The 12,623-nt window shown below is 75.9% G+C and carries 3 protein-coding genes; 2 read left to right on the top strand and 1 reads right to left on the bottom strand.

The genetic code is table 11. The features are described from left to right. Positions 1-178: 178 nt before the first annotated feature. Positions 179-712: a hypothetical protein gene (locus ACGFX4_RS39490; protein WP_393085690.1), complete on the bottom strand. Its 534-nt coding sequence runs from the start codon at positions 710-712 to the stop codon at positions 179-181. Between the two features lie 353 nt (positions 713-1,065). Between ACGFX4_RS39490 and ACGFX4_RS39485 the strand changes: the two genes are divergently transcribed. Beyond that, a complete protein-coding gene (locus ACGFX4_RS39485) occupies positions 1,066-2,583 on the top strand; it encodes an alpha/beta fold hydrolase (protein ID WP_393085688.1) in 1,518 nt (505 codons plus the stop codon). A 17-nt stretch (positions 2,584-2,600) separates the two neighbouring features. Beyond that, complete coding sequence (locus tag ACGFX4_RS39480) at positions 2,601-12,569, top strand: amino acid adenylation domain-containing protein (protein WP_393085686.1); 9,969 nt, start codon at positions 2,601-2,603, stop codon at positions 12,567-12,569. Positions 12,570-12,623 lie beyond the last annotated feature (54 nt).

Genomic DNA, 12,623 nt, shown 5'->3' with positions numbered 1-12,623 from the left:
ACCCCGCCCGGGGGGGGGGGGGGGGGGCGGGGGGGGGGGCCCCCCCCCCCCCCCCCCCCCGGCCCCCCCCCCCCCGGGCCCCCCGCCCCCCCCCCCCCCCCCCCCCCGCCCGCCCCCCCCCCCCCCCCCCCCCCCCCCACCACACCGAATCCGGCGCCATGACCCACCCGACGGCGGCTCAGAACACCGGCTCGCCGCTCTCCCAGAGCATCGCCGCCAGGTGGTGCGCGACCTGCGCGGTCGGCCGCTCGGTCACCTGCAGCACGTCGCCCGGACCGCCGGACGCCTCCCGGGCCGCGCCCAGCAGGACCACCGCGTCGGCCAGCAGCATCGACGGCACGAGGCCGGGCACCGTCCGGACGGCCACGCCCGCCCGGCGCAGGTCGTCCAGCGCCGCCCACTCCGCGGCCCGCTCCGGGCACCACGGCCGCTTGCCGCCGATCAGCAGCCGCACGTCCCTGCCCCGCCGGGCGCTCTCGGCGAGCGCCGCGATCAGCAACCCCAACCAACAGCGGGGGCCGGGTGCGCTTTCGGCCGCCTCCACCAGCAGCACCCGCTGCCGGGCCTGCAGAACAGCCGCGTTCACCTGATGGGCCGTCAGCTCGTCGACTTCGGGCCTGCGTTGCTCAGTTCCGCCGAACGCCGTCCCCAGGGACCGGGCCCAGCTGTAGGTGGCCTCGACGAGCTCTCCACTCTGATCGGGCGAGATCACGGAACCCCCTCTGCTTCCGGTGGAGGTCTCCACGAGTCCTCCACCGGAATTATGCAGAGCCGAAGCGCTCATATGAACGAATGTCGGGGATTGTGCCCCGCCGAGCGGCAAGAGCAAATAGTGACATGTACACGCAAGCAGCCTAGTGTGTCCCGATTCCTCCAGATACATAAGCCCTTGCGACCACGCCTGCCGCGCTGAGGGTCACCGCCCGTCGCCGCCACCCTCCCACCCCTCAGGGTCGATCCGTTCGACTCGGCCCTTGGAATGCCATTGCGCATGTGACATTGTATTGGCGTTTCCGATCAAGCCACGCGCCGGGGGGCGCTGCGCCGATGCGAAGGGTGACGGTCTTGGGGGGTCCTGACGACCGGCTGGTGCTGTTCTGCGTTCCGCACGCGGGCGGGACGGCGGCGGCGTTCAAGGAGTGGCAGACGCTGCTCGGGGACGCGGTCGAGATGCGGGCGATGGAGCACGCCGGACGCGGCACCCGCGCCGCCGAACCCGGCTACCGGAGCATCCGGGAGGCCGCCGAGGACTTCGCCTCCTTCGTCACCGCCGGTGCCGGCGAGGCCGATTGGGCGGTGCTCGGTCACAGCATGGGCGGGCTGATCGCGTACGAGGGCGTGCGGCTGCTGCAGGAGCGGGGGTTCCGTCCGGCCCGTCGGCTGGTGGTCTCGGCGTGCCCGCCCCCGCAGCACGGTTTCGGGCCGGTCTGGGGTGCCGGGACGTCGGACGCGCAGGTGGTCGACTTCCTACTGCGCCTCGGCAGCATCCCGCCGGAGATCGCGGCGAGCAGCGACGCGATGGGGTACTACGTCGGCCTGGTCCGTGAGGACGCCCGCCTGACGGACGCCCACCGCCACCAGCCGCCCGCTACACCCCTGAACTGCCCGGTCACCGTCCTGTGGGGCGGCGCCGACCCGGTCACCGAGGCGTTCGACCCGGCGGACTGGCGCGAGGCGGCGGGCCGGCCGGTGGACATCCGGACGCTCCCCGGGGCCGGTCACCTCTACATCACCGAACAGGCCGCGCACGCCGTCGACCTGGTCCGGGCGGACCTGCTGCCCGCCCCGGCCGAGGGTCCGTCCGCGCGCGTCGCGACAGGAAGGCCCGCCGTGGACACCGGCGTCGAGCTCTACATCGACCTGCTCAAGCGCACCCTCACCAACACCGTCTACGAGGACCCGCCGCTGCCCAGCGACTGGGCCCCGGACACCGCGTACGACCCGATCAGCCGGCACGCCGGGTTGGACTGGCCGAGCACCGCGCACACCATGGTCGGCCTGCGCCGGCTGGACAACGTGCAGTACTGCGTCGAGCGGATCCTCGCGGACGGCGTCCCGGGCGACTTCATCGAGACCGGGGTGTGGCGCGGCGGCACGTCGATCTTCCTGCGCGGCCTGCTCCGCGCGCACGGGGTGACGGACCGCCGGGTGTGGGCCGCGGACTCCTTCCGCGGCATGCCGGTGGTCGGGCCCGAGGGCCACCCCGGCGACGCGGAGCTGGAGACCCACCTGCTCAACGACGTGATGGGCGTGCCGCTGGAGCAGGTCCGCCGCAACTTCGAGGCCTACGGCCTGCTGGACGACCAAGTGCGCTTCCTCCAGGGCTGGTTCAAGGACACCCTGCCGACCGCGCCGGTGCGGAGCCTGTCCCTGATGCGGCTCGACGGCGACCTCTACGAGTCGACCATGGACGCGCTCACCAGCCTCTACCCGAAGCTCTCCGTCGGGGGCTTCGTGATCGTGGACGACTACCTGATCAAGGTCTGCGCCGAGGCCGTCCACGACTACCGCCGCGCCAACGGCATCGACGACGAGATCAAGGACATCGACGGGTACGGCGCCTTCTGGCGCCGTACCCGCTGAACGGGGGACGTGCACCGATGAGCGAGCGGACCGAGCAGACCGAAGAGCGTCGGCAGGCGATCTGCCACGGACCGGCGGTGCGCCGGGAGCAGGACGAACCACCCACCCTGGCAGCCGTGTTGACCCGGGCGGCCGAGCGGTGGCCGGACCGGGCCACGGTGGTCGTCGGCGCGGACGGCACGGCCGCCCCGCTCCCGTACCCCGAACTGCTGGCCCGCGCCCGGACGGTGCTCGGCGCCCTGCGCCGCGAGGGCCTGCGGCCCGGTGACACGCTCGTCCTGTACGGACTCGAACTCGCCGACTACTTCCCCGCGTTCTGGGCGTGCGTGCTCGGCGGGATCGTCCCGCTGCCGGTGGACGTGCGCCGCGAGGCCGAGGCCCGGGTCCGCTCGGTGGAGCGGGTTGCCGGGGCCTGCCGGCTGCTGGACGACCCGCGGGTACTCACCGACGCCGCCGGCGCCGCCGACCTCGCCGGGCACCCGGCAACCGCCGGGCTGCGGGTCCTGGACGCCACCGCCCGGCGGGAGTCGGAGCCCGGTGCGGACGACGTCGCCGACGCGCCCGCACCCGCCGGGAGCGACCCGGCGCTGCTGATGCTCTCCTCCGGCAGCACCGGCACGCCCAAGATCATCCCGCTGACGCACGAGGCGCTGCTCGACTTCCTCCCCGGCAGCCGGCAGGCACTCGGCTGGGGCGAGGAGGACTCCACGCTCAGCTGGCTGCCGGTGGACGCCAGCGCGGCCCTGCTGCTGTACCACGTCCTGCCGGTGTACCTCGGCAGCGACAACGTCCAGGTGCCGACCGAGCTGGTCCTCGCCGACCCGGTGCGCTGGTTCGACCTGGTCACCGAGCACCGCTCCCGGCACACCTGGGCGCCCGCCTTCGGCTTCCGGCTGATCCGCTCGGTCCTGGCCGAGGGCGCCGCCCCCGCCTGGGACCTCTCCCACGTCCGCACACTGGTCAGCGGCGGCGAGCAGATCCCCGACCGGGTGGTGGACGGCTTCCTCGCGGCCACCGCGCCGTACGGCGTCGACCCGGACTGCTTCGTGCCCTGCTGGGGCATGACGGAGACCACCACCGCGATCAGCTGGAGCCGCTACCGCGCCCCCGGCAGCCTGCACCGGCTGCGCACCGACAGCCTCGGCGGGGCGACCGTCACCGCGGGCGAGGACGTCCCGGACGACCTGTGCACCACCTTCGTCGCCGTCGGCGCGCCCGCGCCCGGCGCGAGCCTGCGCGTGGTCGACGCGGACGGCCGGATCGTCGACGAGGGCACGGTCGGCCTCCTCCAGGTCCGCTCGATCCGCAACACCCCGGGCTACCTCGCCAACCCCGAGGCCAACGCCCGGACCTTCGTCGCCGACGCGGACGGCGGCCTGCCCTGGCTGGACACCGGCGACCTGGCGTTCATCCGCGACGGCCAGGCGGTGATGATCGGCCGGCAGAAGGACATCGTCGTCATCAACGGCGAGAACCACCCGTGCCACGCCATCGAGGCCGTGGTCGAGGCAGTGCCCGGCGTCGCCGCCGGCGGCGCGGCGGCCTGCGGCGTCCCCGACGAGGAGCTCGGGACGGAGGCGCTCGCCCTGTTCTTCGCCCCCTCCGGGGACCGCCCGGTCGAGAAGACCCGCGCGGAGATCGGCCGCGAGGTGCTGCGCCGCCTCGGCCTCTTCCCGCGCCACATCGTCCCGCTGGCAGCGGCGGAGTTCCCGCGCACCTCCAGCGGCAAGGTCCAGCGCCGCGAACTCGCCGCCCGCCTCACCACCCAGCCGCCGGCCCCAGACGCGACCCCCGTTCCGGCCCCGGCCGCCGTTTCGGAGCCGGCCGCCGTTTCGGACCCGACCTCGGCCACGGCCGCCGCTCCGGCCCCGACGCCCGTTCCGGCCCCGGCCGAGGTGCAGGCGGTGGACCCGGCGGCACTGCTGGCCCTGCTGCGCGCCGAGATCGACGCACTCGCCCCGGTGACCCTGGACCCGGCGGGCGGCGACGACCACCGCCCGTTCTACGAACTCGGCCTCGGCTCGGTCTCGGTGGTACGGCTGCGGCGCCTGCTCGGCGAGCGGCTCGGCGTCGACCTGCCGGTCGCCACCTTCTTCGAGCACCCGACCGTCGTCGGTCTCGCCGACCACCTCGCCGACCTCGGCATCGACACCACCGCACCCGCGCTCCGCGGGGACGCCCCGAGGGAGCCGATGCCCGCCGGGGAGCCGATCGCGGTGATCGGCATGGGGCTGCGCTTCCCCGGCGCCGCCACCCCGGAGGAGTACTGGGCGAACCTGCGGGCCGGCACCGGCCATCTCACCGCGTTCGGCCCGGAGCAGCTGCGCGAGGCCGGGCTGTCGGAGGCCGAGATCGCCTCCCCCGACCGGGTGCCCGTCGGCGGGTTCCTCGCCGGGGCCGACGAGTTCGACCCCGAGTTCTTCGGCCTGAGCCCGCGCGAGGCCGAACTCACCCACCCCGCCCACCGCCTGTTCCTGGAGTGCAGCTACCACGCCCTGGAGAGCGCCGGCTACGCGGAAGCCGCGGCCGGGACGCGGATCGGCGTCTACGCCGGTGAGGGCGCCAACCTGACGGGCTACCAGTCCGACACGGCCGCGCCCGACCCCGAGCTGGCCGACGGGATGCAGTCCGCCCTCGGCAGCCTGCCGGACTACCTGGCCTCCCGGGTGTCGTACCGGCTCGGCCTCTCCGGGCCCGCGATCGGCGTGCGCACCGCGTGCTCCACCTCGCTGGTCGCCGTGCACCTCGCCGTCCAGGCGCTGCGCGAGGGCGACGCCGACCTCGCCCTGGCGGGCGCGGCCTCCCTCCAACTGCCGCAGGGCACCGGCTACCGCTACCACCCGGAGTCCGTGCTCTCCCCGACCGGTGCCTGCCGGCCGTTCGACGCGGGCGCCGACGGCACCGTCGGCGGCAACGGCGTCGCCGTCGTCCTGCTCAAGCCGCTCGCCGCGGCCCTCGCCGACGGCGACCCGGTGCTCGCCGTGATCACCGGCACCGCCGTGAACAACGACGGCGCCCGCAAGATCGGATTCACCGCGCCCAGCGTCCAGGGCCAGGTCGAGGTGGTCCGAAAGGCGCTGCAGCGGGCCGGAGTTCGCGGCACCGACCTCAGCTACGTCGAGGCGCACGGCACCGGAACCCCGGTCGGCGACCCGGTCGAGTTCGCCGCACTCGGCAAGGCGCTCGGCGCCGACAGCCCGGACGGGCCCGGCGGGTTCTGCGCCGTCGGCTCGGTCAAGGCCGCCATCGGGCACCTGGACAGCTGCGCCGGCATGGCCGCGCTGATCAAGGTGATCCTGATGCTGCGCCACCGGGAGCTGGTCCCGACCCGCGCGCTCACCCGGCCCAACCCCGAACTCGCCCTCGGCAGCGGCCCGTTGTACCTGGCCACCGAGGTGGGACCGCTGCCGTTCGCGCCCGGCGGCTCGACCGTCCTGCGGGCCGGTGTCAACGCCCTGGGTGTCGGCGGCACCAACGCCTTCGCGGTGCTGGAGGAGGCGCCGGTGCGCACCCGGGACGCCGCCGCGGCCCCCGGTGCGCGCGTGGTGCCGCTCTCCGGCCGGGACGAGGACGCCGTCCGCCGGTGCGCCGCCGAACTGGCCGAGCACCTTCGCGCCGCCCCCGACCTCGCGGTGGCGGACGTCGCCGCCACCCACGCGACCCGGCCCCGGTTCGCCGTCCGGGCCGCGGTCGCCGGCGCCTCCGCCGCCGAACTCGCGCTCGCGCTCGACGGGTTGGCGTCCGACACGTTCCCGGGGACGGGCCGGCGCTCCCGGCAGAGCACCCCCGGCGCGGGTACGCCGGGTCCGATCGCCTTCGCCTTCAGCGGCCAGGGGTCCGCCCGGCGCGGCATGGCCCGCGAGCTGTACGCGGCCCTGCCCGTCGTCCGCGAGACGCTGGACCGCTGTGAGCACGCCCACCGCGCCGCCACGGGTGAACCCGGTCTGCTGTCCGCACTGTTGGCGGACGGCGGCACGGACGAGCCGCTGCCGACCTCGCTCGGCCAGCCCGCGCTGGTCGCCCTCCAGCTGGCGCTGACCGAGCAGTGGCGCGCCTGGGGCGTCGAACCGGCACTCGTCCTCGGGCACAGCCTCGGCGAGATCTCCGCGCTGTACGCCGCCGGGGCGCTGTCGCTCGCCGACACCGTCCGACTGGCCGCCCGGCGCGGGCAGTTGATGCAGACCGCGGTGCCGGAGGGCGGCATGCTCGCCTTCCGCGCCGACACGGCCGTGGCCGAACGCGTGGCCCGCGAGAGCGGGGCCGAGCTCGCCGCGCGCAACGGCGGCGGGACGTTCGTCGTCTCCGGCACGCCGCTCGCCCTGCGCCACGCCCACGAGGTCCTCGACCGGCTCGGGGTGGCCGCCCGCCGGCTGCCGGTCGACCGGGCCTTCCACAGCGGCATGCTGGACGTCGTCCTGCAGCCGCTCGCCGAGGCGGTCGCCGCCTGCGCGCTCGCCCCGCTGGCCGTCCCGATGGTCACCGCCGCGGACGGCCTGCGGCTGGACGCCGGCACCGTGCCGCCCGCCGACTACCTGGTCCGGCAGGCGCGGGTACCGGTCCGCTTCGACCTCGCGCTGGCCGGACTGCACGCGAGCGGCTGCGCGACGGTCCTCGAACTCGGCCCGCAGGACGACCTCACCCGCCTCGGCCGCCGCGCGCTGCCCGAACTCGCCTGGACCACCTCCCAGCTGCGCGACGAGCAGCAGGACACGGCGCTGATGCTGGCGGCCGGTGAACTGCACTGCGCCGGCCACCCGCTCGACTGGGCCCGGCTCACCGAGGGCGGGCGGAGCATCTCCCTGCCCGGCTACCCCTTCCGGCGCACCCGGTTCGCCCGGCGGGTGCCGGCCGGGGCCACCGCCGCCGTCCCGGCGCCGCGCCCGGAACCCGTCCCGCCCGTGCCGCCCGCGCCGGCCGCTGCGCCGACCGCTGCGGCGGACGGGCTGCTCGACCGGGTCACCCGGCTGACGGCCGAACGCTTCGGTCTCGACCCGGCCGGCCTGGACGCCGACCGGACCTTCGTCGCCCTCGGCGGCGACTCGCTGTCGCTGGTGGGCCTGACCCGGCGGCTGGAACGGGAGTTGGGCGTACGCGTCCCGATGCGCGCCTTCTTCGACGAGGCGGACACCCCGCGCCGGCTGGCCGGCCTCCTCGCCACCCGCGGCGCCCAGCCTCCCGCCCCAGCGGCGGCACCTCCCACCGCGCCCGCCGAGCTCCGCGCCCCGAACACCACCGTCCGCCCCGCCGCCCCGGCCGAGCCGCCGGGGCCCGACGCCTCCGTCCGAACCCCGGGAGCCGAACCCACCGTGCCCGCCGACTCCTCCCCCGCCACGCCCGTCCCGGCCCCGCAGCCGGTCGCCGGCGAGCTGGCACAGCTGTGCGAGACCCAGCTGCGCGTCGCGCAGGACATGTTCTCCCAGGTCACCGGCCTGATGGACCGACAGCTCTCGCTCTGGGCCACCGCAACACCGGCCCCACAGCCCACCACGACGCCCACCGCGACGCCCGCCGTGCAGCCCGCCGTGCAGCCCGCCGCCGAGCCGGTCGCGCCGAGCGCCGTCGCGCCCAGCACCGTCGCACCCGCCGCCTGTCCGCCGGCCGGCCCGTCCGCCTGCGACTACAGCCTGTACTTCTTCGGCGACTACCCCGACCAGCAGGCCGCCGGAAAGTACGAACACGTCCTCGCCGCCGCGGAGTTCGCGGACTTCAGCGGATTCCACGCGCTGTGGCTGCCGGAGCGGCACTTCGACTCCTTCGGCGGGATCTTCCCCAACCCGTCCGTCCTCGCGGCCGCGGTCGCCACCCGCACCTCCCGGATCCGGCTGCACGCCGGGTCGGTGGTGCTGCCGCTGCACGACCCGATCCGGGTCGCCGAGGAGTGGTCGGTGGTGGACAACCTCTCGCAGGGCCGGGCCGGCATCGGTGTCGCGTCGGGCTGGCACGCCGACGACTTCGTGCTCGCGCCGCAGAACTACGGCCGCCACCGGGAGTTGATGTACGAGGGGATCGAGACGGTCCGCCGGCTCTGGGCGGGCGAGCGGGTGAAGGCGGTCTCGGGCACCGGCGCGACGGTCGAGGTGGGGCTGTTCCCCCGTCCGGTGCAGGCGCAGCCGCCGATGTTCGTCGCGGTCGTGGGCAACCCGGACAGCTACCGCCGGGCCGCCGCCGAGGGCCTGGGGGTCGTCACCAACCTGATGACCCAGAGCGTGGCCGACCTGGCCGCCAACATCGCGCTCTACCGCAGCACCCGCGCCGAGCACGGGCTGGACCCGGCGGGCGGCAGGGTGGTCGTGCTGATGCACAGCTACCTCGGCGCCGACCCGGAGCAGGCCCGTCGGGAGGCGGCCGGTCCGTTCCGTTCCTACCTGCGCTCCTCGCTGTCCCTACTCGGCGGTTTCGCGCAGAGCCTCGGCCTCGGTGCGGATCTGGACCGGGCCGACCCCGAGGACGTCGACTTCCTGCTGGACCGCGCGTTCGACCGCTACTGCGAGGACCGGGCGCTGATCGGCAGCCCGGAGAGCTGCCGGCCGGTCGCCGAGGCGGTGGTCGCGGCGGGCGCGGACGAGATCGCCTGCTTCGTCGACTTCGGCGTGCCGACCGACCGCCTGCTGGCCGCGCTCCCGCTGCTCGCGCGGCTGCGCGACATCCACCGGCCCGCGCCGTCCCGCGCCGGAACGGCCCCCGTCCCCACGCCTGTGCCCACACCCGCACCCGCACCCGCACCCGCGACGCCCGCGTACCGGCTCGCGCCGCTGGCCCCGGTGCACCCCACCCCGCCGGCGGTCGCCGCCCGGCTGCCCGAGCCGCGCACCGCCGCCCCGGCACTCGCGCCCGAGCCCGTACCTGTCGCCGTGCCCGTCGCCGTGCCCGTCCCGGCCGCCCCGGCCGCCGCGGTGCCCGCCTCGCCGCCGCTGCCGGGCGTGGCGACGCCGGCCACGCCCGCGCAGCGCAGGCTCTGGCTGGTCGACCGGATGTACCCGGGCCGCACCGACTACCACGAGCCCAAGGCCCTGGTGCTGACCGGCCCGCTGGACGTCGAGGCGCTGCGCGGGGCGCTGGACCGGGTGGCGGCCCGCCATCCGCAGCTGCGCACCGTGTTCCGCGAGGTCGGCGGCGAGCTCCACCAGGTGGCGCTGCCGCCCGCGCCGCTGCCGTGTCCGCCGGTCGACCTGAGCGGCCTGCCGGACGAGGAGGCGTTCGCGCGGCTGCTCGCCGACGAGCGGGACACCGTCCTGGACCTGGCGACCGGGCCCCTGGTCCGGCTCCGGCTCGCCCGGCTGGCTCCGGAGCGGCACGTACTGTTCCTGCTGGCGCACCACATCGTCTTCGACTCGGCCTCCACCGAGGTGTTCTGCCGCGACCTGGCCGCGCACTACCGCGCGTGGCCGCAGCCACCGGCCGGCCTCGCGCCGCTCGCCGACGAACCGCCCGCCGGGCCGGCGTCGGCCGCCCGCAGTCTGGAGTTCTGGCTGGCGGAGCTCGCGGGAGCTCCCGTCCTGGCGCTGCCGGCCGACCGTCCGGCGTCCACCGCCGGCCCGTCCGGCGCCCGGGGCCGCAGCCTGCTGCACGAGTTCGGCCCGGAGCTCGCCGACGGCGTCACGGCGTTCGCCCGCTCCGTCGGCGCGACGCCGTTCATGGTGCTGCTCGCCGGGCTCGGCACGGTCCTGGGGCGCCTCGCCGGGCAGGACGACTTCATGCTCGGCACCGCCGTGGCCAACCGGCCGGAGGGCACCGAGGACCGGATCGGCATGTTCATCGAGACCGTCGTGCTGCGGATGGACCTGTCCGGCGACCCGGGCTTCGACGAGCTGGTCCGGCGGGTGCGCGAGCGGACCCTGCACGCGTACGAGCACCAGGACGTGCCGTTCGACGAGCTGGTGGCAGCGCTGAACCCGGAGCGGGTCGCCGGGGCCAACCCGCTGTTCGGGGTGATGGTGGAGTACGAGAACCACACCCCGCTGGAGTTCGCCCCGCCCGGCGTCGGCATCGAGTCCGTCGATCTGCCCAGCGACCGTGCCCCGTTCGAGCTGACCTTCTACCTGACCCGTCACCGGCAGGGGCTGCGCTGCGCGGTGGAGTACGACGCCGGGAGGTTCGAGGAGTCCACGGTGCGGCGGGTCCTCGACTACCTGGAGCAACTGCTGCACCGGGCGGGACCGGCCCGGCTGTCGGCGCTGACCGCTCCGACCGCCGCCGACCGGGCGGCGCTCGCCGCCGTCCAGGGCGAGGACACCGGCGCGTCCGCCGAGCCGCTGCATCGGCTGGTGGAGCGCAGCGTCGACGCCGACCCGCAGGCACCCGCCCTGCTCGGCGACGGATTCGCGCTCACCTACCGGGAGTTGGACGAGTCCGCCAATCGCCTGGCGCACGCGCTCGCCGGTATCGGCGCCGGTCCGGGCGTGGTGGTCGGTGTGAGCCTGCCGGCCGGTCCCGAGCTGGTCGTCGCGCTGCTCGCCGTTCTCAAGTCCGGTGCCGCGTACCTGCCGTTGGACCGTTCGCTGCCCGCCGACCGGGTCGCGCACTGCCTGTCCGCCGCCGGCACCGCCCTGCTCCTGACGGACAGCACCGACCGGGCCTCCCACGCGCTGCCGACCGTCCTGGTGGACGAGGACCGGTCCGCGCTGCCCGCGACCCGGCCGCAGACCGCGGTCGACCCGGATTCCCCGGCGTACTGCATCTTCACCTCCGGCTCGACCGGCCGGCCCAAGGGCGTCCTGGTGCCGCACCGCGGCCCGGTCAACCTGGTGCGCTGGCAGCTGCGGACCGGCCCGGCGCTGCGCACGCTGCAGTGGACCTCGCCCGGCTTCGACGTGAGCGTCCAGGAGATCTTCGCGACGCTCGCCTCCGGCGCGGCGCTGGTGCTGGTGCCGGAGGAGCTCCGGGGCGACCCGGCGGAGCTGTCCGCCGCGATGCGCCGCCACGGCGTGGAGCGGCTGCACATGGCGGGCACCCCGTTCCGCTACCTGGTCGAGCACGGCCTGGACGTCCCGACCCTGCGCGAAGTGCGGCTCGCGGGCGAGCAGTTGGTCGCCACCCCGGCCCTGCGGCGGTTCCTCGACGGGCACCCGTCCGTCGAGCTGTTCAACGAGTACGGCCCGACCGAGGCCTCGGTCATCGCCCTCTCGCACCGGGTCACCGACCTGGACGAGGCGCGCGTCCCGATCGGCCGGCCGGTCGACAACGCGGGCGTGCACATCGTGGACGCCGCCGGACGGCCGGTGCCGGTCGGCGCGGTCGGCGAACTCGCCGTCGGCGGGCCGGGCCTGGCCCTCGGCTACCTCGGCGACGAGCCCCTCACCGCACGGCGCTTCGTCGACGACGCGGACGCCGGGCGGCGCTACCTCACCGGCGACCTGGTCCGGCTGCGTGCCGACGGCACGGTGGAGTTCCTCGGCCGTACCGACGAGCAGGTGAAGATCCGCGGCCACCGGGTCGAGCCCGGCGAGGTGCAGTGGGCGCTGGCCCGGCTGCCGGACGTCCGGGACGCGGCCGTGCTGGCCCGGCGGGACGGCGACGGCGAGGCCCACCTGGTGGCGTACGTGGTCGGCCCGACGCCCGGCGTCGACCTCGACCCCCGGTGGAGCGCGCCGCTGCGCACCGCCCTCGCCGCCGCTCTCCCGGCCTACCTGGTCCCCGACCACTGGGTCCTGCTGGAGCGGCTGCCGGTGAACGCCAGCGGCAAGCTGCGCGCCGACGCCCTGCCGGACCCGGTCGCGGCGAAGCCCGGCCCGGCCACGGCGACGACCACCGGCGCCCCCGCCGATCCGACCGAGCAGGCCCTGCACCTGATGTGGTGCACCGAACTGCGGCTGGAGTCGGTCCCGCTCGACCGGTCCTTCTTCGACCTGGGCGGCAACTCGCTCAAGGCCGTACGGATCCTCAGCCGGATCCGCGACCGGTTCGGGTACCAGCACCCGCTCGGCGACTTCATGCGCGAACCCACCGTCCGCGCCGTCGCCCGCGCGGTGGCGCAGCGGACCGCCTGAGCGGCCACCCACCGCTCCGCCCGCCCCGCCCGCCCGCCTTCCGAGGCGGGCGGG

The organism is Kitasatospora sp. NPDC048365, from assembly GCF_043200835.1.
GTDB classification, from domain to species: Bacteria; Actinomycetota; Actinomycetes; order Streptomycetales; family Streptomycetaceae; genus Kitasatospora; species Kitasatospora terrestris.
Note: the sequence above shows the minus strand (reverse complement) of the source record. Positions and strands in the feature narration are given on the sequence as shown.